Below are 25,870 nucleotides of genomic sequence, written 5' to 3'. Positions count from 1 at the left end.
TCATATTTAAATACTTCTTTGTATTGTGCTAGCGAGAGGCAATCTGTGATCCCATCCCCAGAGCTTTTTCGATATTATAAGCAGTTTTCAACAGTACATCTTCTCGAAAGTGTGCACCCTGCAGTTGAATCCCCACAGGCAGTCCCTTATCACTAAAACCTCCGGGAACCGACATCCCCGGAATCCCTGCCAGGTTTGCAGAAAGCGTGAGAATGTCTGAAAGATACATAGAGAGCGGATCATCGACATTTTCACCGATCTTCCATGCAGGGGTAGGCGTTACGGGAGAGATAATGACATCACAACTCTCAAACGCCCTGTTGAAATCATTAAGAATCAGGGTTCTGACCTGAGATGCTTTTTTGTAATAGGCGTCATAGTACCCGGATGATAGGGCATAGGTTCCTATCAGGATTCTTCGCTTCACCTCTGCACCAAAACCTGCAGATCGCGTCTCTTTGTACATTTCAAGAAGAGATTCCGCTTTTTGATCTCTCAATCCATAGGCAACACCATCATAGCGTGCAAGGTTTGAGCTGGCCTCTGCCGGTGCAATGAGATAATAAACCGCAACGCAATAATCCGTGTGCGGCAGAGAGAGATTGACAATCTCAGCACCACCATCTTTTAAGATTTTTATACCGTTTTCAACAATGCGGCGAACTTCAGGATCCAGCCCTTCACCAAAGTACTCTTCAGGAACACCGACTCGCAACCCCTTGACACCTTCAACCAGAGATTTGGAAAAATCAGGAGTTTCCATCTTCATGGATGTGGAGTCACGCTTGTCATGACCGCTGATAACATTCATCATCAGCGCTGAATCGGCAACATCACGGGAAAGTGGACCAACCTGATCCAGAGAGGAAGCGAAGGCAACCAGACCATATCTGGATACACGACCATAGGTCGGTTTTAATCCGACAATACCACAAAGAGAAGCTGGCTGACGAATAGATCCACCTGTATCTGAACCAAGTGAACCAAGACATTCACCAGATGCCACTGAGGATGCAGAACCACCGGATGATCCACCGGCAACATAGCCCTCTTTCCATGGGTTTTGCGGTACTCCAAATTTACATGTCTCGGAGGTTGAACCCATTGCGAACTCATCCATGGTGAGTTTGCCAAGAATAACTCCGCCTGCATTTTTTATATTTTCTACAACAGCAGCGTCATAAGGCGGTACGAAATTCTCAAGAATCTTAGATCCACACGTAGTCCGTATCCCTTTGGTACAAAGTAAATCCTTGATCCCCAAAGGAATTCCGAGAAGGCTGCCGTCAGCTCCTCCCCGACGCATTTTATCGGCATTTTCCGCCTGTCTAATAGCCGAATCAGCATCAATAGTGACAAACGACTTCAGGTCTTTTTCAACCTCTCCAATCCTCTTTAGACAGCTTTGTGTCAATTCAACGGAGGAAAGTTCACCTGCATCAAGTTTTTCCATGGCCTGTACCATGGTAAGTTCATAGGGCTGCATACAAACCTCAAAAAAAAACAGGCATTAATAGCCTGGTTTAACAGTAGGAATTCTTTTTAGCTTTTACCGTTTTTACGCAATAAACTCAGATTATTCGCGGTACAGTGAACATCTCACCATTATCTTCCGGCGCATTAGCTAGTGAATCTTCGCGACTCAACGATTCAAGAACAACATCCTCACGAAAGGCATTTACCGATTTATGCGCGTGAGTTGTAGGTTCCACATTCTCAGTGTTGAGCTCTGAAAGTTTATCGACATAAGAGAGGATGTTATCCAGCTGCTCAGTCATCTTGACAAGCTCGTCCTCATTCAGGTTCAGCCGGGCCAGATGAGCCACATGCAAAACCTCTTCCCTCGTAATTTTCATAATTCCTGCCGTACCTTTTCAGCTTGTAGTAGTAACTCTACTTCTTGTTTTTGGCTGCGTAGACTCCATCAATATATTCACTGGAGAAAACACTTTTATCTGGGGTAAAATTAACAATATTCTTAGAAAAACACTCTACAGTCTCTAAGTCAAACTGTGTTCCGCTACAGGCAAACAACTCTTCAATTGCCACTTCCATACTTAAATTCCGCCGATAGTTCCTTTTTGACGTCATAGCGTCGTAACTATCGACAACAATAAGGATTTTAGTGAGCGAATCAAGATCATCTCCGTTCAAGCCATCGGGATACCCTTTTCCGTCTACTCGCTCGTGATGATGACGAATAATAAACTGCTCTTTTTCCATGAAACCCAGGGGTCCAATTATATTTGCTCCGACGCTCGGATGCTTCTTAATAAGTACCCACTCTTCGTCAGTAAGCTTCCCTGGTTTCTGTATGCAGGAAAGATCGATAACCAATTTCCCTATATCATGGAACTGAGCTGCCCTACTCAGTATTTTCAATTCCTCTTCAGGAAACCCCATGGCCCTGCCAAGCATAGCAGCATATTCTGTTACACGCATGGTGTGTCCGGCCGTATAGAAGTCCTTCTCCTCCATGGCATTCTGTAGACTGGACATCAACTGAACTGTCGCGTTCTCAAGACTCCGACTATAACTGAGGAGAAGTTTATTTTTCTCTTCAAGCTCTTTTGCCTTAAGTCGTATGTCATCTTCAAGTTCGGCTTTATAGCGTCTTTCCTGCAGGACATACATTCTTTTTTCTATGGCCCTGCGGATCTTGACATTAAAAATGTCCAGATCTTCAATAGGCTTTGTCAAAAAATCATATGCTCCAAGATTTATGGCCTTTACGACATAATCCATCGATCCTGCGCCTGTCAGGAACAGCACCGGGATATCCAGATCCAACGCATTTAACGCTGTAATGGTTTGAAAACCATCCATATCCGGCATGTTTATATCGAGAATGATTACGTCAAATGTTTCATCAATGATTTCTAATACATCTCGACCATCTTCGACGGCATAGACGGCATGCCCGAACATTTCCAGTATCTTGGAAACGGTTGAGCGAACCATCGTATCATCATCAGCTATGAGGATTTTTGACTGCGTTTTTCTCAAGTAAATTTCTCCGGGAAAAAATGCATATTAACAATGTATAAGATTACAGTCTCCTATATTTTTTTGCAACGTCCCTCCCTGGCTAAATCAACCTGATCTCTACCCGGGAATGCATTCTCAGCAAATTCCTATAATTTTTTTAAAATATGCGCGTACTTGTTTAATGTTTTTTTTCGTTTAATATCGTTAATTTATGAAAATTGGATAATAAGAGGGTAATCATTTGTCCTCACCGCAGAGCAGCGTGAGAACAGACTATGACTTCAAAAGAAGTATAAAAATTTAGAACCTTCTAAGTACAACTATATTGTTTATTGGTAACATTTCTACTTAAAATATTTGGCAGGAGTCTCGTCTATCCAAATCAAAAAAAAATCGCAATCTCCATCCAGTGGAGATTGCGATTAATAATTGTTATGCCTATCCAAGATCACATAGGAACAATAAGTTTATTGGTATCCTCGTTCCAGCTCACCGCCAGATACCAGATAATCATACTGCCAGCTATCAGGGTTAGTGTCGGACCATATCCTAAGACATCAGGAAGATACACGTAGGAACCAAGAACACCATCAGCCTCAAAATCATTATCCCTGAACCAGGCTGTCATCATTGAAGTCGACACAGCGAAGAAAGGAACAACCATCATCAGTTTGACCTGTCCTTCACCTACACGCCATAATGTTCCTGATCCACAACCACCTGCAAACATAGCTCCCAGGCCGAAAAGAAAACCACCAACGATACTTCCCCAGCCAAAGGTTCCACGGACATAATTCATTGGTGCAAGAACTGCCTCTCCCTCAGCCCTCATAGGTACGGCATACTTCAGAACAGCTGCACCTATTGCAACAATGACTATCGAGAGCATGACAGATTTTGCCATAGTGCAATCACCGGTCATATGCGGCTCACGAAATCCCTGAACCATACACCAGCGTCCACGCTGCATAGTATATCCAAGAGCTGCTGCTAACAACAGAATTCCGCTAAGAGATGAGATGTATTCATCATCTTCAAAGCCTGCATAGCCATATGCACCAGCCACCAGGCCTGCAATTCCGAGCAAAGCAAATACGGACACTACTGGTGATGGCAATGAAATGGTTTTAGCTCCACCGTCACCCCAGCTTATATGTTCCATTTCCACATAGAGGAGCTTAAGTCCGAGCACCACGCCAAACACAAGACCAAGCATCATTGAAAATCCGTTCGCTGAAAGATTGCCAATAGCATTATAAAAACCACCGACATTACATCCGCCTGCCAGTGATGCTCCAATCCCCATGAGGATACCGGCAATGACAGCTTTCACCATTTCTCTGTAAGGCGGAACCCTGAGAGCAAATTCTTTTCCAACACATGCTGAAATAAATGCACCTACAATAAAACCAATACCAATTACTGAACCGGAGTTAACTAACACTGAACGAGGTGCTTCATCGTACAGAGCAAGAATTCCAGCTTCGGAACCCACAACTGAACTTATTCCGTACATTATCCAGTCACCCCAGCTGCGTAAAGCTCCAACAGCACCCCAGGGTCTCCACCAGGCCATTATCATTACCGAAAGAAATGCAACCACTACACCAGTTACCGTAGGATTCCATTCAGTTTGGCAAAACAACTTATATAGCCCTTTCGCCTTGCTTGCTAATACAGATTCTTCACTCATTATTTCCCTCCTAACACATATCTTAAAGGTGTCCTGCTCATGGCAAAATATCTACTCCTTTACAACTCAACTTTTTATTTGTCAAGAACCACAAATATGAATAGTCATTCATTTGCGCAACAACCTCCACAATGTCGTACAAAAATAACCATTTTAGCATAAAAATTAGCCAATTATGCTGTTTTTTTTACTTCTTGACAGATTTTTTTCTTCACAGTATAGCTTTGTCATTCAATCAAAGTTATCTATCGTACAAGAACCTAATGTCCTAACATACTACCCTGTAGTATAAAACGAACCAGTAATTGTCAGGAGGTCCATATGAGTGATTCTAAAAAAGCTGATGAAGGAATAACCGCAAACGCCGTTCTCGATGCAAAAGGATTAAGTTGTCCAATGCCTCTTTTACGCACCAAAAAAGAGATTGGTAAACTCGCAACAGGCGAGATTCTGCAGATTGACGGTACCGATCCAGGTTCTCGAAATGATATCCCTGGCTGGTGTGATCGCGCAGGTCATGAGTACCTGGGAGAGAAAGAAGAAACAGGTTACATATCCTTTTTTATCAAGAAGGGATAATCACAACCTACCTGTTCAGTAAGGAATATTTTTTTTATTGAACAGGTAATCTCCTCGTATATCTAAATATTTACCGCTACACTGAAATTTCCCGCCTTATCCTCAACAGGAGATAATCATGGCAAAAAGTTTAGGAATATTTGTCACGACTGAAGCGTGTATGCCGCATCTTATGGGCATCACCAAAGCAGCAAAGTCGAAAGGAGCAAATATTAAAATATTTTTCACATGGAAAGCTACCAACCTATCAAAAGATCCTGCATTTGCAGAATTATGTGAAATCGCCGACGATGTATCCATCTGCGTAGACAGTTATCAAAAGCAAGGATATAGCGTTGACGATGTCCCTGCTGGACTGACTCCCCAAAAAATGGCTACCCAAGCACAGCACGGCATAATCATCGAAGATTTTGACTGCTATCTCAGTCTGTAAGGAGATCCTGGATCATGGAATACAAAAAAGTATGTTTGATGTTCAGACATGAGGACTATGCTACAGACGGCATTCGCTCAGCACTGGGTCTTGCTGTTGAGAATATGTACGCGTATGGCGTAGTAATGGATACGGAACTTCCTGCAATGGATGAGTATGCCAAAGAAACCATAGAGATGTTACGTGATATGGAAGGCGATATCCTCACAACTGTTCCAGCAAATGTCGAAAAAAGCGATCTTACCGGCATCACAATTGAAGAGCTCGGTGAAAAGCTTCGTGAGATGACCCACATCATTCCTTACGGAATTAAATAATATTCTTTAAAGGATACGCTAATGAAGATTCTCAATGTGTATAAATCTGAACCTGATGAGACTATACAAAAACTGGTAGAAATTGTTACCCGTGACAGAGAGGCTGAAAGCTTTGATCTTTATGCTGACTCTCCGGACTATGACAAACTGGTAGATATGATTTTTGAGGCGGACCAGACCATCTCCTGGTGGTAAACCACTCATACACGTCCTTCACAAGTCCTTTCGGGTAATTCATTACCCGAAAGGACTTCATTTCTTTTTCCACTCTTCAGCTTATCAGTTTTTCCATAACTATATTGTGAATAAGAGGCCTAAGCCTTTTAATAAATTCATTTTGTCTCGTAGGATGCACCCTGTTTGTCAGCAGTACTATACTAATCCCTCTATCCAGATCTATCCAAAAAGATGTACCTGTGTAACCTAAATGACCTATACTATTTTTACCAAATAACCTACCACTGCTTGAATACAACGTGGTAGGAGTATCAAAACCACACCTCCAGGTCGAACCCTCTATCTTTTCTAGAAATGTCATCAAAGAACGCTGTTTAATGGGAAGTAACCCATCATTTCCCTGCCACACGTCAATGAGAGCTTCACATACCCTTAAAACTCCATGCGACGTCCCGAAAAGCCCTGCGTGCCCAGCTACTCCACCCATAACTCTGCAGTTATCATCATGTACTTTTCCTTCGAGCCAGGTGTTAGTCCAGGCACATACCTCTGTCATAGCACAACTCGCCATACCTGCCTGTAGTTCTTTAAATTTAAAGAGAAGTGAATCAGCAAGTCCTAAGGGTTTCGAGATGTTATCTGCAAAAAACCTATCAAGTTGATCCCCTGTTATTGTCTCTATAATATATCCAAGAAGGATGTAACCCAGGTCACTATATAAGTGGTCAGAACTGGTTCTGTATTGCAAATTATCAGAGAGGATTGCACTGATAATATACTCCTTTCGTTTCTCAGGTAAGAGTCCAAGTGCTTTAACGTAATAATTTTTATGCGCAGCCAATCCTGAGCAGTGAGAGAGAAGGTGATATATTTGAATTGATTGTTTATTTACAGGAATAACCTTTGGGTGGAAAAGGTCCTTCAATGTCGTGGGTAATGAGACTTTTCCACTCTCCATTAGAATATACAACGACAAGGCTGTAACAAGCGGTTTGGTTAATGAAGCAAGATCAAAGAATGTTTCCGCTGAAACCGGGATATTCTGATTAATCAGTTCTGTGTGGCCTGAATTGTAGCTAAAACGCTCTGAAACACCCATTTTCATTATAGATCCAGCAAGACTAATACCTGCTGGTACCTGAGTTGCTGAGAATGTTGATAAAAGATTATCCAGGCCTTCTCTGATCATTTTTTCCTTATAACTTTTCATGTTTTCTCTGGCCATTCCTCACTTTTTTCCATTTTTATCCCCTTGCAGACCCTAAAAAAACGTTTTTTACACCGTTATAGCTGGTTCGATTTATGCCACTACATTGCGTATATGCAAAAGTTATCAACAATCATCAAGAAAGTTATCAACATCTTTTTAACACCGTTTTGTGGAAAACGTATTGAATCATTGTGGATAACTCTGTGGAAAACGCGTTATCCACAAAACGGGTAGAGTTTCCATACATAACAATGTTCATATAATTACCATTGTTATCAATAGATTAGGTGTTCTTTAAACATATCCACCGTTCTAATAAAAATAATAGTTTCTTTATAATAAAATAAAGGGAATCCTGAAGGCTCCTCCTTACTGAACATCAATAGAAAAACTCTTTTTGTTCTTTTCTTAAAAAGAATGAATCAGGAGTCAGATTTGGAAAAATTTTTCTCAGACACAACCTCATTAAAAGAAAACAACAAAAAACGGTCTTTTCAAGTCGATTCATAAAAAGATGAGTATAGGTATGTAGATCTACCAAATCTGAAAAAATGACACTATTGAGGCTCTCTGATGGTCATTTTAGATCAACTTTGACTACTCAGTAAAAAATAGACAATCATGTTGTAACGTGAGCAGTTTGAAAGCTCTCGTGTTATTTGATTTATAAAAATATTAAAAAACCAGTATGTTATGCCGTTTTTATGTGCATCGAAAGATTCTTGGTAAATGAAAAGATATGCAAAAAATGTGACCAACCTATCAAAGAGGGGCTTTTTTTTTCATTTTAAGAAGGCCTGAACTGATTATTTTATTGTATTTTTCACCTGTTTTTACTAGATTATTGTGTTGGTAAAATTTATTTTATCTATTTGTTTTATCGATTTATTTTTTGCCTTGATTTACCTGTTTTCCAGCAAAGTAAAAGGTGAAATAACCGGCTTTATTACACTGTCTCAATTTATCAAAAGCCTGAAAGTCTGCTGATAACTCAAAAAACACTTTTCTAAAAAGGTTGTCATCACGCTGAATGGATCTGTAAATACTCATTAAATCAGAAGCTTATAGCTTTTATCTGTGTGTTATCCCCGTCAAGAGTACCGGAAATAAATAACATCAGGATTCGCCAAAAAAGGAGTCCCATATGCCGCTTCACTGTACAGTTGCTAAAAATGATCTTTTAGATGGCCTGAACAGCCTGCAAAACATAACCAACAAGAAAGGCACGCTTGCCATTCTTTCCAACGTCCTCATAGAGGTAAAGGATAGTGGCCTGGTACTTACCGGCACAGATCTTGAAGTTGGTTTACGGCTGTTTGTTCCTGCCGACATCAAGGATGCCGGTAGTCTTACCCTGCCCTCTAAAAAAATATTCGAGATTGTCAGAGAATCAGGTTCTGACACAATTACCATTGAAGAGACTGAAAACAGTTGGGTTGTTATCACTGCCGGCCACAGTACATACAATCTCGCAGGTATGGCTAACGACGAGTTTCCTGAATTTCCTGAATACGAAGATGATAGCTTTGTTTCTTTTGAGTCGCATGTATTCCTTGATCTCATCGACAAGGTCATATTCTCCATTGCCAATGATCAGGAAAATATCTATTCACTGACTTCAGTACTCTTTGAAAAAGAACAGAGAGATGATGGAGCATTCCTCAAAATGATATCTTCAGACGGCCATAGACTTTCCATTATGGAAAAAGATGTGGCAGCAGATATTAGCCAACTTCGGTTAAATGATGTTACGCTGATACCTAAAAAAGGTATTCAGGAGTGGAAAAAATTCTGTGAATCCCGTGACAGCATAGAAATTTCTTTTGAAGAAAAACAGTTGGTTTTGCGAGATGGTGAAGCTGTAATGATCATCAGACTCAAGCATGGTGACTTCCCGCAGTATCAGGCTATCATTAATGCCGTACAACTTGAAAACTGTGCAAAGATTGACAGGATCCCCTTTCTCGAATCCTTGAAACGCATTAACCTTTTCACTGAGGATATCTTTCATACAATTCAGCTGCAGATAGACAACGATAAGATGACACTTACCTCTCAGAACGCTGATCTGGGGAATGCGAAGGATGTTCAATCTATCGAATATGACGGCGATCCGCTGACTCTAGGTTTTAACTGTAGATATTTCCTTGAGACACTGCAGGTTATGGAGTGTGAAACAATAGATGCCTACATCAATTCAAACAACAGCCCATGTCTTATTAAATCTGTTGAGGATAAAGGCTTTACAAGTATCATAATGCCTATGCAGTTATAGGAATTTTTCTGAATCAACTGTTTCATTATTTGAATTTTATATAGAAGGATAGAGCGTGACAGAAGAAAAAAACGACTATGGTGCCGAGCAGATTAAGGTACTTGACGGCCTTGAAGCTGTTAGAAAACGACCAGCGATGTATATTGGTAGTACCTCTGAAGTAGGATTACATCATCTCATCTGGGAGGTTGTTGATAACAGTATCGATGAAGCTCTTGCGGGTTACTGCAGCAGAATACGTATAACCATCCATGAGAATAACTCTGTAACAGTTGAGGATGATGGGCGTGGTATTCCTGTAGATATGCATCCCACTGAGAACATATCAGCTCTTGAACTTGTAATGACCACCTTGCATGCTGGTGGTAAATTTGATCATTCGACATACAAGGTTTCAGGTGGTTTGCATGGTGTTGGTGTTTCTGTTGTGAATGCTCTCTCTTCTGAAGCAATCGCGACTGTAAGGAGAAACGGTAAAATATATAGGCAGACATATGCTTATGGCGATAAAACCTCAGAACTTGAAGAAATAGGCACCAGCGAAAAAACAGGATCGACCATAACCTTTCAGCCTGATTCAGGTATATTTCAGGAGACTACGGTTTATAATTACGAAACCGTAAAGACCAGAATTCGTGAGCTTTCTTTTCTTAACAAAGATATTAAAATTCATTTAAAAGATGAACGTAGCGGCGAGGAAGATAAATTCCATGCCACTGGTGGTCTCTTATCTTACGTCAATTATCTTAACAGAAACAGGACACCTGTATTCCAGGAACCTATCTTGATTACAGGTGAGAAGGATCAGGTCGAGGTTGAGATAGCATTCCAGTATTACGACGGCTATTCAGAAAGACTTTTCAGTTTTGTGAATAATATTAATACACGAGAAGGCGGTAGCCATGTTGCCGGTTTCCGTTCTTCACTGACAAAATGCATTAACCGTTATGCAAGTGATGATATCATCCCGAAAAACCTCAGAGAGAAAATGGGGGGAGAGGATGTCAGGGAAGGACTTACGTGTGTAATCTCAGTACATGTTCCAGATCCACAGTTTGAAGGACAGACTAAAACCAAGCTTGGTAACTCAGAAGTTAAGTCAATTGTTGAGTCTGTCTGTACTGAAAAACTTACCCAGTTTCTTGAGCAGAATCCACATATCGCAAAACGTATTCTCGGAAAAGTTGTTGAAGCTGCACGGGCAAGGGAAGCAGCTAAGCGAGCCCGTGATCTTTCGAGAAAGAAAGGTTCAACATCTTTGTTGATGGCTGGCAAGCTTGCTGAATGCCAGGAAAAGGATCCAGCAAAAAGAGAGATATTCATCGTGGAGGGTGACTCTGCCGGTGGTTCTGCAAAGCAGGGTAGAGATCGTTCTATCCAGGCTATTCTTCCACTTCGTGGTAAGATCATGAACGTGGAAAAAGCCAGATTCGATAAAATCCTTAACAGTGAAGAGATAAAACAGCTCATCGCTGCACTTGGCTGTGGAATAGGCAAAGACGAATTTGATGTTGATAAGCTGCGCTATCATAAAGTTATTATTATGACAGATGCTGACGTCGATGGTGCTCATATTCGTACCCTGCTCCTTACCTTCTTTTATCGTCAGATGTTGCCGCTTGTTCAGGGTGGATTTATTTACATAGGAAAACCACCTCTCTACAGGCTGGGAAGAGGAAAAAAAGAGAAATACTTCCTTGAAGATTCCGAGCTTAACGCTCACCTTTTCACCGAGGCGAGTGAGAAGGTACGCGTAACTATCAATGGTGAAGAACCTGTTGTTATTCAAGGTAGTGATATGGTTTCTCTTATGGAGAAACTCTCTATTTACCAGCGTATTGTTGCGTACATGCATCGCATGAATATCTGGGAAGAAATGCTCTATTTCATGCTTGAAAACAATATTCGTTCAGCAGATCAATTTGCAAATGAGGAGTTTGTAAAGGAACTCATTGGGAAATTGCATGCTGATAAACTTGTTATAGGCAACGTACGATCCTGTAGATGGCGTCCTGACTGTTATGAAGCGGATATCGCAATACGTGGAAAAGTGCAGATAATGATGACACTTGGACCGCAAATTCCACTTATTAACGAGTATAGGACAGCACTCAGTATTTTTAAGGAAATACAGCCATATCTGAAAAGTACTTTCACTCTTACCACAATTGCTAAGTCGGGACAGGAAACTTCACGTGAAGTTGGCGACTGGAATGAGATGGTTCAATCTGTTCGTGACGAATCATTTAAGGGAAGTCATCTGCAGAGATACAAGGGTCTTGGTGAGATGAACCCTGATCAGCTCTGGGAGACTACAATGAACCCGGAAAACCGTACACTTGTACAGGTAACGATTAATGACGCGGAACAGGCTGATGACATCTTTACCACGCTGATGGGTGATAAGGTGGAGCCGAGAAGAGAGTTTATTCAGAATCATGCACTCGAGGTTACTGATCTCGATATTTAAGACCTTACAGATTGTTTGCATGTTCATCGTGTGAACAACCTGGCAAAGGGACTTATCCAGCAAAGCTGGGCTATAATCTGGTTTACTTATCCGGCCTATGGGTCACATAATACTCTGTATTACATATAGTTATGACTACTGAAAATGATAATGTAAAAGAAATATTTCCAACGATATCTGTAGAAAAAGAATTGCAGAAATCGTATCTCGATTATGCCATGAGTGTAATCGTAGGTCGCGCGCTTCCTGATGTTCGTGACGGATTGAAGCCTGTTCATAGAAGAGCACTGTTTGCCATGCGTGAACTCGGTGTTTTCTTCAATAGGCCATATGTCAAATCCGCGCGTATTGTCGGTGACGTCATCGGTAAGTATCATCCTCATGGTGATACTGCTGCATACGATACGATTGTACGTATGGCTCAGGATTTTTCCATGCGTTACCCACTTGTGGACGGACAGGGTAACTTCGGTTCTCTTGATGGCGATTCTGCGGCAGCGATGCGTTATACTGAAGCGCGTATGACCAAAATTGACCGTGAAATTGTTACTGATCTTGATAAGGAAACTGTCGATTTTGTTCCAAACTACGACAACTCCCTTAATGAACCATCGGTTATGCCGTCAAAAATACCTAACCTGCTGGTAAATGGTTCATCAGGTATTGCTGTAGGTATGGCTACCAATATTCCACCGCACAACCTTACGGAGGTTATAGACGGGTTGATAGGAATGATTGATGATCCTAATGTTACGGTTCATGAATTGATGTCTATCATTACCGGGCCTGACTTTCCTACAGGAGCTCTTATTTGTGGACGTGCAGGTATTCGCGAAGCATATGAGACGGGCAGGGGAGTTATTACCATGCGCGCGCTCACGCACGTAGAGAAGTCAAAGGGTGGTAAGCGTGAAGCAATTATTATAACAGAGGTACCTTATCAGCAAAACAAGGCACATCTTGTTGAAAAAATTGCTCTTCTTGTGAAAGATAAACGGATTGAGTCTATTTCAGAAGTACGAGACGAGTCCGATAGACAAGGGCTTCGTGTTGTTATAGAACTGAAAAAAGATGAGAATGCCGATGTTGTAATTAATCAATTGTATAAGATGACACCGATGCAGAAGTCGTTTGGTATCAACTTTTTAGCAATTGTTAATAACAAGCCTGAAGTGCTGAATATAAAGCAGATACTCGAGCATTTTATTTCTCATCGTAAGGTCATTGTTTATCGAAGGACAGCTTTTGAACTGCGTAAGGCTGAAGAAAAGGCACATATCCTTGAAGGTCTTAATATTGCGATAAATAACCTTGATGATGTTGTTGCTCTGATTAAGGCCTCAAGAAATCCGCAGGAAGCTAAAGAAGAACTGATTGCCAGGTATAGTTTGAGTGATATTCAGGCTCAGACAATACTTGATATGCGACTGCAGCGTCTCACCGGTCTTGAGCGTGAGAAAATAGCCGCAGAATATGAGGCTATTCTTAAAGATATAACACGATTAAAAGAGATTCTTGCTGATGAAAATCTGATAACTAAAATCATCAAGGATGAATTCCTCGAAATCCGTGAAACCTACGGTGATGATCGAAGAACAGAGATTATTGAGGCTGTAGACGAGTTTCTTCCAGAAGATCTGATAGCTCCTGAAGACATGGTCGTCACTGTTACCCATTCAGGATATATTAAGCGTAATCCTGCAACCTTATACAGATCTCAACACAGAGGCGGAAAAGGGGTTAAAGGCGTTAAAAATATAGAGGAAGATTTCGTATCAAGTCTCTATGTTGCTTCAACACTTGATACCTTCCTGTTTTTTACAAATTACGGAAAAGTTTTCTGGCGTAAGGTTTACCAGTTGCCAATGGCCGGTAGAACTGCGCGTGGTAAAGCAATAGTCAATCTGCTTCACCTGGCTGAAGGTGAGAAGGTTGCTGCTATCCTGCCTGTTTCATCATTTGATGATGAAAACATGGAAAAGACCATCATGATGGTTACAAAATTCGGTAGGATCAAGAAGACCAGCCTCCAGGAATTCAGGAGACCATTACGCAAAGGAAAACGTGCACTTACAATTAGAGAAGGTGATGAAATTATAGCTGCACACATTCTCGGTGGTGATGACACAATCCTGATGATGACCAGACAGGGACTCTCTATTCATTTCCATGAGTCTGATATTAGGACAATGGGTCGAACTGCTGCCGGTGTAACCGGTATGAGATTGCGCGAAGCAGATACAGTGGTAAGTGCTATCGTTGTATCCTCTGATGACTCCATTCTTGTTGTTACAGAAAATGGATATGGTAAACGAAGTCCGATCGGAGAATATCGAATCCAGAAGCGTGGTGGTAAAGGCATTTTCGGTATTAAACAAAGTGAAAGAAACGGGGATGTCATTGTAGCAACTCAGGTTGATGACGAGGTTGAGATTATTCTCATCTCTGATCGCGGTAAAATGATTCGTATGGATCTCAGTACAGTCCGTGTTATTGGCCGTACCACACAGGGTGTTCGTCTCATCAATCTTGATGATGAAGAGAAAGTCGTAGGTATGGATTCTGTAGCCAAGGATAACTCCACAGATGAAGATGAAGAATCCGATGGTGAAGAATAATCAGAAAATAGCTGTAATTGGGGCCGGTTCATGGGGGACGGCCCTGGCTATGGTTTTAGCGTCAAAAGGCTTTTCTGTACCGCTGTGGGGACATAATCCGTCACATATTAAGAAGCTACAGGAAGAAAGAGAAAACTCAGCATACCTTGCCGGATTTCCATTTGATGACAATATTCGTCCAACAGCTGACCTAAACGAAGCTGTTGGAGGATGTCAGATTATCTGCATGGTCGTCCCATCTCACGGATATAGAGCGGTGTATGAACAGGTGGCACCGTTGTTGCCACCTGAATCATGTGTAGTCTCCGCTGTTAAAGGAATTGAAAATGGAACCCTCATGACCATGAATCAGGTTATGGAGGATGTTCATAATTCCCTTGGAATTAAGCATACTATTCATACAGCAGTACTTTCGGGTCCCTCATTTGCTAAAGAGGTGGCTCAGCATCATCCGACTGCAATCACTATTGGATGCAGGGATCTGAATATTGCCAAATTACTCCAGGAGTGCTTTGGTACGGATACTTTTCGAGTTTATGCAAGTACTGATGTCATTGGTCTTGAGATAAGTGCAGCACTCAAAAATATCGTCGCCGTCGCTGCAGGAATATGTGATGGTTTGGGGTATGGTTTAAACACCCGTGCCGCTCTGATAACTCGAGGGTTAGCTGAAATTACACGCCTTGGAGTTGCTTTACATGCTGAACCATCAACATTTTCAGGACTTAGCGGTCTTGGTGATCTGCTGCTTACCTGTACTGGTGATCTCAGTCGTAACAGAACCGTAGGATTAAAGCTTGGACAGGGGCGTAAACTCGACGATATTATCGGTGAAATGAATATGGTCGCTGAAGGTGTAAAAACAACACGATCCGGTTATGAATTGGCTCGGAAGATTGGCGTAGAGATGCCTATACTGGAACAGGTTTATGCAATCATTTATGAGCATAAAAACTGTTCGGATGCAGTACGGGATCTGCTTAATCGAGAATTGAAGGTCGAATAAACAGATCCGTATATTTTGCGATGTTACTTTGACCAATCATTATCATTGAACTGGTCGTGGTCTGGATGCGGTGGTTTTTCTTCAAACAGACGCTGTTCAAGCCATTTAACTATTTGCGGGATCTCTTTTTTAACTTCCTGAAGTGCTTTTCCACGATGGCTGACGACATTTTTTTCAGCCATCGTGGCTTCTGCAAATGTCTTTCCAAAATCCTCAAAGTAAAAAAGCGGGTCATATCCGAAGCCGCTTTCTCCTCGTTTTTCTTTTAAAATAACGCCATCACATCGTCCTTCATACGTAAGAGCAGGACCTGAAGGCACAGCAATAGATATTACGCACATAAAGTGAGCAGATCTGTTTTCTTTGCCATTGAGCTGATCAAGGAGTTTCTCACAGTTGTCTGCATCAGTTGCATCCGGGCCTGCATATCTGGCAGAGAAGACTCCAGGTTCACCATTTAAGGCATCAACAACCAGCCCTGAATCATCAGCTATAGCAGGTATTCCTAAAATTTTAGCGGTATGAATAGCTTTCTTGTAGGCATTATCATCAAAAGTCTGACCATCTTCAATCGCTTCAGGAATGGGACCAAAATCGTCAAGTGATTTGAGTTCAAGGTCGGTATCTTTTAGGATTTCCTGAAATTCTTTAACTTTATTCTTATTGCGTGTTGCCAGTACGATCATAGAAACCATGCTAAGTTCCTTCTATTTGGTAGTGTTGTTCTTTTTTCGCAGAAGTTTATCATAACGCTCCTGCTCACTATATATACATCCACAGTATGGTTGTCTGTACATACCAAGTTCTATAGATTTGTCTATACCGTATTGCCAACCTTCACGAAAATCCTTGTAAATAAAGCTAATACCATATTTTTCAGCAAGTTCTGTCCCACATTGGCGGAGTTTGTCGTGATTCTGGTAGCGACTGTAAAGTAGGGTTGTCGTAAACGCTTCAAAGCCATCTTCAGCTGCTCGTTTTGCGGTTTCTTCCATGCGCCACGAATAACACACATTGCACCTGGTATTTTCATGGAATACTACTTTTCGTAAGAACTCCTTCATGCCGTAGCTGCCCAGGTCTATTATGGGGATTCGGTTTTTCTCGCAGTACTCTCTGAGACTGTTTTTACGACGTTTAAACTCCTGAAAAGGGTGAATATTTGGGTTAAAAAAATAGGCAGATACTGCATATTCTTTACTCAACTCTTCAATAGGATAAATTGAACAGGGCCCGCAGCAGGTATGGAGAAGAATTTTCACGAATTATATTTTATATTTTTTAGGATCTATATTGTACTGGTGAATCTTGTAATTAATGATGCGCAGACTGGTATCAAGATATTTCGCAGTTTTAGTCTGGTTACCATTATTCTTTTTCAGCCCGTCAATAATAAGTTCCTTCTCAAAGTTTTCAACCGCCGATGTGAGTGATAATGGATTTTCACCCGTTCTCTGGTCTGAAGTCTGAAGGGTAGGGGGGAGGTGAATTCCTTTTATAGTGTCTTCGTCACAGATAAGAACAGCACGCTCCATGCAGTTCTGCAGTTCTCTGACATTTCCAGGCCAGTGATACTGAACCAGCATATCAATAGCTGATGTTGAAATTCTTCGAATTTTTTTATTGTTATCATTCGAAAATTTTTCAAGGAAGAATTCAGCAATAAGAAGAATATCAGTACGTCTCTCTCTCAAAGGTGGCATGTAAACCGGGAAAACATTGAGCCTGTAATAGAGGTCTTCTCTAAAAGATGATTCCCTTACCGCTTTTTCCAGATCTCTGTTAGTTGCGGCTACAAGACGCACATCACATTCTATCAATTGTGTTGAACCCAGTCTTTGAAATGTCCTTTCCTGCACGACATGAAGGAGTTTTACCTGCACAGAGTTGCTTATTTCGCCAATTTCATCAAGAAAGAGTGTACCACCCTCAGCTTGCTCAAATCGTCCAATTTTGCGCTCATTAGCGCCTGTAAAAGCACCTTTTTCGTGTCCGAACAGCTCACTTTCAAGGAGAGTCTCTGGAAGTGCTGAACAATTAACCACCACAAAAGGCTTATCTGCACGTTTTCCGTTGTAGTGCAGAGCTTTTGCTACAAGAGTCTTACCTGTACCTGACTCTCCTCGTAATAAGACAGTTGCATTTGAATTAACAACCCTGTGAACCATTTCGTAGACATCCTGCATTTTGCTGGAATTGCCAACTATGTCATTAATCCTGTTTTTCTTAGAAAGTTCTCTTTTAAGTTTGAGGTTTTCTGTGTGAAGTTCCTCTTTCTCTTTATTGACAGTCTGAATCCGCATGGAAGTCTGGGCAATCAATCCACTGAGTACCGTAAGAAATTGAAGATCTGTGTTTGCCTGTTCAGAGATTCCTTCCTCATAGATTCTATCTATACTCAGCGCTCCAATTATCTGGTTACTGTCTTTTATAGGTACACATAAAAACGATCTATTCTGTTCTTTTATATCTCCACGTGAACGTGTTCTGTTTAAAAACAACGGTTCTTCAGCTATATGAGGGACGATTATTGGTTCGCCTGTTGCGACGACTCTTCCGGTAATGCCTTCACCTATCTTGTATTTTCCACGTTTTCTCCCTTCAGCAGTAATTCCATAGGCAACCTCAATCTCAAGTTTTCCTGTGAGAGGGTTGATAATAGAAACAGTACCATTTTCCATTTGACGCATTTCTGAAAGAAGCCGCATGGTTTTTTCGAGACAATCACGCAGTTCCATTGAGGATGCGAGTTGCTTGGTAATCTCATAAAGTGATGTAAGATCCTGAAGTTGTTTCTCTATCTGAAGACTGTCATTGGCCATAATATTTGTAGTATCCAAAGGATGATTGGGATATACTATTTTTATAAAATTTCCCAAATTGAAAAGAATGTAGAAACAATATTACAAAATTGTGACTAAATTTTAAATAGTTTATTTTTAGTTTACACAGATTGTTGACATTCATCTTAGCACTTAGTATAAGGTCTCTCCATGGAGGAATGGCCGAGTGGTTGAAGGCGGCGGTCTTGAAAACCGTTGTACGAAAGTACCGTGGGTTCGAATCCTACTTCCTCCGCCAATAAACGTATCAGGAGAGATGACCGAGAGGCCGATGGTGCTCGCCTGCTAAGCGAGTGTGGGGGTCATACTCCACCGAGGGTTCGAATCCCTCTCTCTCCGCCATATAGAAAAAGCCTGATGTCACTCGTTGACATCAGGCTTTTTTCTTTTGTTTGTTTTGTGGTTGTGGATATATTTTACAGCTCAGTTAACCAATGTTCATAGTAACAACCAGGCCCATACACAGCTGCATCTCTTAAAAAACTTTAATAGACAATTCAGTGGCACTGTAAAAGCTTTAAAACAATGGTTGGTATGTAGTACCTTTATGTGAAAGGAAGAGAGACTTTTTTTACTAGTTACTTCCCCAGAGCAGGGTTTGCTTTATCCAGCCAACAAGACCTGTTTCATGCCTCACTTTTAACCACCCTGACTTTTTTTCTAACCTTTCAAAAACAACGCCATAGAAAGCCTGTCCAACAACGTCATTTGAGGTACCAGGGCCGCTTCGTATGTTAATTTTTTTCTTGTTAGCTCTGTGAACCTTAACGATGACATATTTTTTCTTTGAGAGAAGAGAATCATGAATCCATCCAGTATCTTTTTCAAAGTCTGAAACTTTTGCCCAACCTGATTTTCTCTCTAGAACATTGAGAGGGAAGCCTTGCCCATATTCCCATTTTACAGAGTACTTTGTTCCAGGACCAGATCTAAGGTTTACATTTTCACCATTAACACTCATCATTTGTGCGGAACACAGACTTACACTAGATATAAAAACTAGAAAGAAAAGCGAAAAAATTCTGATACTCATCGAGATTTCCTGAATTTGCCCGACAACTTTCACTGGTTATTAGGAGTATAGTATCTTGCAGGTGATGAATTGTGTTTCAGTCAACTGCCGGGATGAGTTGGCTGAAATCGATACTAATGGCAATTTAAAAGTCGATCTTTAAGATTCTTCACTCATTATCACAGAAATCAACCTTTCCAGATCGTCTACAGAGTAATATTCAATTTCGAGCTTACCTCTACTGCCTGCCTGGTTTATGTAAACTTTTGAAGAAAGCTTGTTTGTTAATTGATTAATAAGGGATTTACAGTAGGTCTCAGGCATCTCATGACGATCTTTTGCTGGGGACGAGCTTTTGTTACTTTGGGTCGATGAGGTAGCTTTACGTACCATTCGCTCTGTTTGTCGTACTGATAGCGAATTCTTAATAATAAGATCACGAACTTCTTTCATTGTGCCAAGATCATCCGAAAGCCTCAGGAGTGCCCTTGCATGACCTTCTGAGAGTTGACCTTCAACCAAATCCTGCTTGACGAAGTCAGGAAGGTTTAATAATCTCAGCATGTTAGAAATTGTTGATCTTTTTTTCCCGACTCTTTTTGCGGTTTCTTCCTGGGTGTAGCCAAATTTTTGAATGAGTTTATGGTACGCTTCTGCTTCTTCAATAGGATTGAGGTCTGTACGCTGGATATTTTCGATAAGAGCGAGTTCTAGTAACGTGTCCTCACTGTCCACATCCATAACTACAACGGGCACCTTTTTTAGACCTGCAATTTTAGATGCTCTTAATCGACGTTCTCCAGCGACCAATTCGTAGGTACCCTGACCTTCACCAACCGTTACTATTAATGGCTGAATAATACCATTTTCACGTATCGAATCAGATAGTTCTTTTAAACTTGATTCGTCAAAATAAACACGTGGCTGGTATTTGTTGGGAGATATTTTTTCAATGTCACATTCGAAATATTTGTCTTCTTCTTCATCACCAAAAAGGAGACCTACTCCTTGACCTAAACCAGTTGTTTTTCCCACGGCTATTTCCTCTGATTTTTAAGAAATTCTTTAGCAAGTTGAACATACGCTTTCGCACCTGTTGATCTTCCATCATAATCAAGTACAGATTGCCCATGACTTGGGCACTCACTTAAGCGTACATTTCTTGGTATAACAGTTTTAAAAAGTTGTTTAGCAAAGTGTTTTGTAATCTCTTCTGCAACCTGATGGGTTAACTTATTTCGTTTATCAAACATTGTGAGCAGAAGACCTTCGATGTACAAAGAACTGTTATACGATTTTTTAACAGATCGAATTGTGCTGACGAGTTGAGCTAAACCTTCCATTGCAAAATACTCACATTGCATCGGTATTAATACAGAATCTGAGGCAGTTAATGCATTAACGGTTAGTAGTCCTAAAGAGGGGGGGCAGTCGATGAGGATGTAATCGTACTTTTCAGAAATTTTCTCGATACTATTCTTTAAAGTACGTTCCCGTGCTCGTTTATTGACAAGCTCAAGTTCTGCTGCAACAAGGTTTATGTTCGAGGGAAGTAATTCGAGATTCTTTATATATGTCGGAATAACAGCATCTTCAATTGAGCAAGCACCTATATATGCGCTATACAGGTTAGATGAAAGTGATCTTGAATTTACTCCTACACCACTAGATGCGTTACCCTGTGGATCAGAATCTATCAGCAATACTTTTTTCTTTTTTTGCGCTAAAGCTGCGGCCAAATTTATTGACGAAGTTGTCTTTCCTACTCCACCTTTCTGATTGGCAACCGCAATTGTCTTGCATGCTTTCTTCATTCCAACTCACCTCTCCTCGAATAGAAAAATAAGAACATAAGTCGAATGTTTATACTAATCTCCATATAAGAACAACTTTTTTCAACAAAATGCCTAACAAACAGCTATTTTTTGTGCATTTTTACTGAAAAAGCATTAAACCAAGATATCTTTTTACACCAAAAATTGATTATCAAATTTGTTAGCGTGTTTCACGTGAAACATCATATCGAGGCCTCTCATGAAATGTGATTTTCTTGTTGTTGGTAGCGGCATTGCAGGGCTGTCATTTGCTATACGAGCAGCATCCTTAGGTACGGTAATAATTATAACTAAAAAGCAGGAGATTGATTGTGCTACAAATCTTGCTCAGGGTGGAATCGCTGCAGTACTTTCAGAAGACGATGATTTCAAATTACATATAGAAGACACTCTCAAATCGGGAGATGGATTATGTGATAAGGAAGTTGTGAAAATGGTCGTCGAGGAAGGACCTTCGAGAGTAAAGGACTTGGTTGATATAGGGGTCGGCTTTATTCGTAGCAGCGATAATAAAGACAATCTTTCCCTCGGTAAAGAAGGTGGACATTCTAGAAGAAGAGTCGCTCACGCGTATGATTTAACTGGAAAAGAAATAGAGCGAGCACTGTTAGAAAAGGCTAAATCAATCGATAATATTCAAATTATTGAAAATCGAAAGTGTATTGATCTCTTGATGGATAAATCTGATAACAAAAACACTGCTTCAAAATGTGTGGGAGCATACGTTCTTGATGAATATGGAATTGAAACCTATTTAGCTAAATATACAATTCTCTGCACTGGTGGTGTAGGGAAGGTGTATCTCTACACGAGTAATCCTGATATTGCTTCAGGTGATGGCGTTGCAATGGCGTTTAGAGCAGGTGCTAAAATTGCCAACATGGAATTTATCCAATTTCACCCAACATGTCTGTATCACCATGATGCTAAGAATTTTTTGATATCTGAAGCAGTAAGAGGCGAGGGGGCTTATCTTATTAATTCTAAAGGTGAGCGCTTCATGGCTAAATATGAACCTGAAATGATGGAACTGGCTACTCGAGATAAAGTTGCTCGTGCTATCGACCAAGAGATGAAAGAAACTGGTGCAGATTGTGTATTTCTAGACATATCTCATAAGGATAAGGCGTTCTTAAGTAAAAGATTCCCAAATATCTATGGAAAATGTCAGGAACTAGGAATTGATATTTCAGAAAAACCCATTCCGGTAGTACCAGCAGCCCATTATCTTTGTGGCGGAGTATTAACTGACTTACATGGAAAAAGTTCCATTGATCGGCTTTTTGCTCTTGGTGAAACAGCGTGTACTGGATTGCATGGTGGAAATAGACTGGCGAGTAATTCACTACTCGAAGCTGTTGTCTATGCAGAAAGAGCGTTTGCATATATTGAAAAGCAGTGGCCTGCTGTTTCAAATCAACCTTTTATTCCTGCAGACGATTGGAAGACCGATAAGGCTATAGACTTGGATGAAGAAATTCTGATTAACCACAATTGGGACCAATTGCGACGTATTATGTGGAATTATGTTGGAATCGTCAGAAGTAGTCGCAGACTCGGTCTTGCTGCTCAACGAGTATCTGATATGGTCAAGGAAATAGAACAACATTACAATGACTTCCATGTCACTGCTAATCTTATAGAACTGCGCAATATTGCCATTGTTGCTCAGTTGATTATACAGGCTGCACAGCTACGGAAAAGTTCAAGGGGATTACACTATGTGAAGGATAGTGTTAGTGAGGAGAGTAATGGTCTGTATTGGAACATTGTCACTCGGGTTAAGGATGAGAGTGAGTATCCATGGCAATCAGAACTTTGTGAGCAAAAAATAATAGATTAGTAATCCTGCAGAGCCCATCTCGTAATTCCTTTCTTTTCATAGATAGGGTGTTTCACGTGAAACACCCTATCTCATCATAGTGGCAAGTTACACATTTACGTATCATATACTTTTTGAAGTAGTCCATTATTCATGGGCTACTATATCGACAAGCAGAGTGATTGTAGGGACTTTTGAAAAGTTATATGAGATTATCGAAAATAAACTCGTAATAAATACGTCACTTCTTTCATCAGGATTATTTTAAATTTATTTTGTATAACCAGATTCACATCAAATAATACCCATATTGATAGTGGTTATGGAAAGAAGGAAACAGGTTGGTTGATAGGTCTATAGTGGAGTACCTTGATATCATAATTAATAGAGTATGGGTAATATTTGAAAATATTTAACACATCCATTGTTCATTATAAAATTACATCCTCTAATTTGGCTCAATAGCATAGACTTCACAAATATCCATTTTAAATCCTCTAGTGTCCTGTTATGCCTCAGATGTCTAATTCTGCTAGCCCTATTCATTTCCTGACGTCGTTACTCCTTTAGTTACATAGCACTGCTATGCTCCAACAGTCATGTCTTGCAGGAAGAAAAAAAATTCACATTATTACGACATCTGTCACGTGACATGACCCTATTCATTAAAAAAATTATATCAATTCTACGAAATTCACGTGATGTGATAATGTAATATTACCCATATGTTTTGCTGGTTTTTGATGAGATAAACGTCTGAATATCAGCAATCACTGAAAATCAGCTCGATGGCCTGGTCAATAGTATACGAGCATTCAACGAGTATAAGTTTTCAAACGCGATTTAAAACGTGAAGAACTCTTAAGTAAATCTCCACAATAGAATGATTGACAAGGGTTATGTGGAATGCATAGAATTTAAGGTGTTGGTGTACGTCGATAAGCTAAAAGATGTCAAAGCATAATATTTGGAGGTCATCTGATGAAGATGGGTATATGGGTACTTTTGCTCTGTAGTTCACTAACGCTAGTTTCATGTGGTCACAATTGGAATCAAGGTCAATCTGGGGCTGCAATAGGAGCAGCAGGTGGTGCTATCGCTGGTCAAGCTATTGGACATAATACAGAAGCCACCTTAATAGGTGCATTGGTTGGTACTGTCGTTGGCTACATGGTAGGTAATGAAATGGATAAGTATGACAGGAGACAACTTAACCATGTATATGAGAGAGGTGTTTCTGGCCAGACCTCTAGCTGGAGAAATCCCGATAATGGAAACTCCTATAGCGTTACACCTCGCCCAGCATCAGGTGGAGCCTCAGGACCATGCAGGGAGGCTGCAATAGAAGCTATGATCGATGGAAAGCGCCAAACTACGTATACCACGGCATGCAGGGATTATAATGGCCAATGGGTCCTACAGTAATGATATTGTGTTAAGAAAACGATGGAGCAACATTTTTATAGAATTGTAAAGTTCTAACAATCAACATGTTTGCAACATATGCACATAACCAGTCAAAGTGTAATGAAAGATCGAATAGTGTTTCATCGTATGTGAGATTGCGGGTCAGGAAAGCGCCTCGTTTAATACTGGCGACGATAATTCGCTCAACATAGACTTTCCTATGTGATTGCTCAAAAGTGTGTCCAGGAGGCGTATGCATAGTGTTAAAACGCAACATACCTGATAGCGCTTTATGTTCGAAGCGTGCGGGAAAAACACATTTCACGTAGAAAAAGATACGCTATTATTTAGTGCTCTCGTAAAAGAAAGAAATGAGGGGAGTGTGTCGATAGAAATAAAAAAGGGATTCTGGTTTGCACCAGAATCCCTTTTTTTATAATGGCGTCCCCAAGGGGATTCGAACCCCTGTTGCCGGCGTGAAAGGCCGGTGTCCTGGACCTGACTAGACGATGGGGACGGAACGCTTAATGGTGGGTCGTGTTGGACTCGAACCAACGACTCTCTGCTTAAAAGGCAGATACTCTACCGACTGAGTTAACGACCCTCTGAAGCAACGTTATTTACAAAACGAAAAAGGAACTGTCAACCTTAGTCTGATAAAAAAGTAAAAAAAAGTGCTACAGATTACCTTTTGGGAGGGAGCGAGGTTGAAATGTCATGATTGTTCAGATCGATCAATTGATTCTACTAAACATATGTATACATACAGAATGTATATCTAACCAACTAATATAAGGTATAAAAAAAACCGATAAAAATACAGATGACTTCTATTGATTCTCGTTTTTCTTGCTTTTCGGCCAAACTCTTTGGAGTTTAAAAAAAATGATATTAGGTAAGCGAAGATTCCGACATCGAAAGTATGAATGTGCTCATTTTTTCATTTTTGACAAAGAATTTCTTTCTCGGACAGTCTCTTGGCACGAGATAAAAGGGACATGAGTTTTAAGAGAATACGGTATTAAGCGTTGTGAAGAGAGGTAAAAACTAAAAAAATGCAGCAAGGTGGCAATTAAGAACAGCGTATGGATAAGAAAATAAAAGCGATGTGGGAAAACTATTGAAGGAGATAGATCGTTTTTGAGGTGCAGAAGAAGGTCAGTGTATATAAACCAAAAAAGGGAT

21 protein-coding genes and 4 tRNA genes are annotated in these 25,870 nt (G+C 40.6%); 12 read left to right on the top strand and 13 right to left on the bottom strand.

The genetic code is table 11. The features are described 5' to 3' along the window. Positions 1–28: 28 nt before the first annotated feature. From gatA to FCL46_RS24685, 4 genes are all read right to left on the bottom strand, one after another. Positions 29–1,486, bottom strand: a complete 1,458-nt coding sequence (gene gatA / locus FCL46_RS24700; RefSeq protein WP_136809151.1) for an Asp-tRNA(Asn)/Glu-tRNA(Gln) amidotransferase subunit GatA — start codon at positions 1,484–1,486, stop codon at positions 29–31. Between the two features lie 85 nt (positions 1,487–1,571). Beyond that, positions 1,572–1,856, bottom strand: a complete 285-nt coding sequence (gatC, locus tag FCL46_RS24695; protein ID WP_136809150.1) for an Asp-tRNA(Asn)/Glu-tRNA(Gln) amidotransferase subunit GatC — start codon at positions 1,854–1,856, stop codon at positions 1,572–1,574. A gap of 37 nt (positions 1,857–1,893) precedes the next feature. Next, the gene (locus FCL46_RS24690; RefSeq protein WP_136809149.1) at positions 1,894–3,006 is read right to left on the bottom strand and encodes an HD domain-containing phosphohydrolase; all 1,113 of its coding nucleotides are present in this window, start codon (positions 3,004–3,006) and stop codon (positions 1,894–1,896) included. Between the two features lie 430 nt (positions 3,007–3,436). Continuing rightward, positions 3,437–4,681: a YeeE/YedE thiosulfate transporter family protein gene (locus FCL46_RS24685; protein WP_136809148.1), complete on the bottom strand. Its 1,245-nt coding sequence runs from the start codon at positions 4,679–4,681 to the stop codon at positions 3,437–3,439. Between the two features lie 321 nt (positions 4,682–5,002). On the opposite strand from FCL46_RS24685, the gene FCL46_RS24680 reads away from it, so the two are divergent. From FCL46_RS24680 to FCL46_RS24665, 4 genes are all read left to right on the top strand, one after another. Then, positions 5,003–5,260 carry a sulfurtransferase TusA family protein gene (locus FCL46_RS24680; protein WP_136809147.1) on the top strand — a complete coding sequence of 86 codons (258 nt, stop codon included), beginning with the start codon at positions 5,003–5,005 and terminating at the stop codon, positions 5,258–5,260. A 118-nt stretch (positions 5,261–5,378) separates the two neighbouring features. Beyond that, on the top strand, positions 5,379–5,693 hold the full coding sequence (locus tag FCL46_RS24675; protein WP_136809146.1) for a peroxiredoxin: 315 nt from the start codon (positions 5,379–5,381) through the stop codon (positions 5,691–5,693). Between the two features lie 14 nt (positions 5,694–5,707). Further along, on the top strand, positions 5,708–6,010 hold the full coding sequence (locus tag FCL46_RS24670; RefSeq protein WP_136809145.1) for a hypothetical protein: 303 nt from the start codon (positions 5,708–5,710) through the stop codon (positions 6,008–6,010). A gap of 21 nt (positions 6,011–6,031) precedes the next feature. Then, complete coding sequence (locus tag FCL46_RS24665) at positions 6,032–6,205, top strand: hypothetical protein (RefSeq protein ID WP_167505987.1); 174 nt, start codon at positions 6,032–6,034, stop codon at positions 6,203–6,205. A gap of 76 nt (positions 6,206–6,281) precedes the next feature. Here FCL46_RS24665 and FCL46_RS24660 read toward each other — a convergent pair whose 3' ends face one another. Beyond that, positions 6,282–7,292: a serine hydrolase domain-containing protein gene (locus tag FCL46_RS24660; protein WP_167505986.1), complete on the bottom strand. Its 1,011-nt coding sequence runs from the start codon at positions 7,290–7,292 to the stop codon at positions 6,282–6,284. Positions 7,293–8,541: 1,249 nt separating this feature from the next. Here FCL46_RS24660 and dnaN point away from each other — a divergent pair. The 4 genes from dnaN to FCL46_RS24640 all read left to right on the top strand — a co-directional run bounded on the left by dnaN (position 8,542) and on the right by FCL46_RS24640 (position 15,766). Further along, positions 8,542–9,672 (top strand): DNA polymerase III subunit beta, encoded by a 1,131-nt coding sequence (gene dnaN, locus FCL46_RS24655; protein ID WP_136809143.1) that lies wholly within the window; start codon positions 8,542–8,544, stop codon positions 9,670–9,672. Positions 9,673–9,727: 55 nt separating this feature from the next. Next, complete coding sequence (gyrB, locus tag FCL46_RS24650; RefSeq protein ID WP_136809142.1) at positions 9,728–12,142, top strand: DNA topoisomerase (ATP-hydrolyzing) subunit B; 2,415 nt, start codon at positions 9,728–9,730, stop codon at positions 12,140–12,142. Positions 12,143–12,273: 131 nt separating this feature from the next. Beyond that, complete coding sequence (gene gyrA, locus FCL46_RS24645; protein ID WP_136809141.1) at positions 12,274–14,760, top strand: DNA gyrase subunit A; 2,487 nt, start codon at positions 12,274–12,276, stop codon at positions 14,758–14,760. After that, positions 14,735–15,766, top strand: a complete 1,032-nt coding sequence (locus FCL46_RS24640; protein WP_420811296.1) for an NAD(P)H-dependent glycerol-3-phosphate dehydrogenase — start codon at positions 14,735–14,737, stop codon at positions 15,764–15,766. Before gyrA ends, FCL46_RS24640 begins: the two co-directional genes overlap by 26 nt. 23 nt (positions 15,767–15,789) lie before the next feature. On the opposite strand, the gene FCL46_RS24635 is transcribed toward FCL46_RS24640, so the two are convergent. From FCL46_RS24635 to FCL46_RS24625, 3 genes are read right to left on the bottom strand one after another with little or no spacing between them, the layout of a single operon-like run. Next, the gene (locus FCL46_RS24635) at positions 15,790–16,461 is read right to left on the bottom strand and encodes an XTP/dITP diphosphatase (RefSeq protein WP_136809140.1); all 672 of its coding nucleotides are present in this window, start codon (positions 16,459–16,461) and stop codon (positions 15,790–15,792) included. 12 nt (positions 16,462–16,473) lie between these two features. After that, positions 16,474–17,028 (bottom strand): epoxyqueuosine reductase QueH, encoded by a 555-nt coding sequence (locus FCL46_RS24630; RefSeq protein ID WP_136809139.1) that lies wholly within the window; start codon positions 17,026–17,028, stop codon positions 16,474–16,476. A 3-nt stretch (positions 17,029–17,031) separates the two neighbouring features. Beyond that, positions 17,032–18,588 (bottom strand): sigma-54 interaction domain-containing protein, encoded by a 1,557-nt coding sequence (locus FCL46_RS24625; RefSeq protein WP_136809138.1) that lies wholly within the window; start codon positions 18,586–18,588, stop codon positions 17,032–17,034. A gap of 173 nt (positions 18,589–18,761) precedes the next feature. Between FCL46_RS24625 and FCL46_RS24620 the strand changes: the two genes are divergently transcribed. Further along, positions 18,762–18,847 (top strand) — tRNA-Ser (locus tag FCL46_RS24620). Positions 18,848–18,859: 12 nt separating this feature from the next. Next, positions 18,860–18,951, top strand: a tRNA-Ser gene (locus FCL46_RS24615). A 232-nt stretch (positions 18,952–19,183) separates the two neighbouring features. Here the strand turns inward: FCL46_RS24615 and FCL46_RS24610 are convergent. The 3 genes from FCL46_RS24610 to FCL46_RS24600 form a co-directional block, all read right to left on the bottom strand. After that, positions 19,184–19,642, bottom strand: coding sequence for an SH3 domain-containing protein (locus tag FCL46_RS24610; RefSeq protein ID WP_136809137.1), 459 nt, complete (start codon positions 19,640–19,642; stop codon positions 19,184–19,186). A 138-nt stretch (positions 19,643–19,780) separates the two neighbouring features. After that, the gene (locus FCL46_RS24605) at positions 19,781–20,656 is read right to left on the bottom strand and encodes a ParB/RepB/Spo0J family partition protein (protein WP_136809136.1); all 876 of its coding nucleotides are present in this window, start codon (positions 20,654–20,656) and stop codon (positions 19,781–19,783) included. Between the two features lie 2 nt (positions 20,657–20,658). Continuing rightward, positions 20,659–21,435: a ParA family protein gene (locus tag FCL46_RS24600; RefSeq protein WP_136809135.1), complete on the bottom strand. Its 777-nt coding sequence runs from the start codon at positions 21,433–21,435 to the stop codon at positions 20,659–20,661. 220 nt (positions 21,436–21,655) lie between these two features. Between FCL46_RS24600 and nadB the strand changes: the two genes are divergently transcribed. Both nadB and FCL46_RS24590 read left to right on the top strand, forming a co-directional pair. Beyond that, positions 21,656–23,299 (top strand): L-aspartate oxidase, encoded by a 1,644-nt coding sequence (gene nadB / locus FCL46_RS24595; RefSeq protein WP_136809134.1) that lies wholly within the window; start codon positions 21,656–21,658, stop codon positions 23,297–23,299. Positions 23,300–24,259: 960 nt separating this feature from the next. Then, on the top strand, positions 24,260–24,703 hold the full coding sequence (locus FCL46_RS24590; protein WP_136809133.1) for a glycine zipper domain-containing protein: 444 nt from the start codon (positions 24,260–24,262) through the stop codon (positions 24,701–24,703). A 421-nt stretch (positions 24,704–25,124) separates the two neighbouring features. On the opposite strand, the gene FCL46_RS24585 is transcribed toward FCL46_RS24590, so the two are convergent. Continuing rightward, positions 25,125–25,202, bottom strand: a tRNA-Glu gene (locus FCL46_RS24585). 11 nt (positions 25,203–25,213) lie between these two features. After that, positions 25,214–25,289, bottom strand: a tRNA-Lys gene (locus FCL46_RS24580). Positions 25,290–25,870 lie beyond the last annotated feature (581 nt).

This window comes from Desulfosediminicola flagellatus, assembly GCF_005116655.2.
In the GTDB taxonomy this organism is placed as follows: Bacteria; Desulfobacterota; Desulfobulbia; order Desulfobulbales; family Desulfocapsaceae; genus Desulfopila; species Desulfopila flagellata.
Note: the sequence above shows the minus strand (reverse complement) of the source record. Positions and strands in the feature narration are given on the sequence as shown.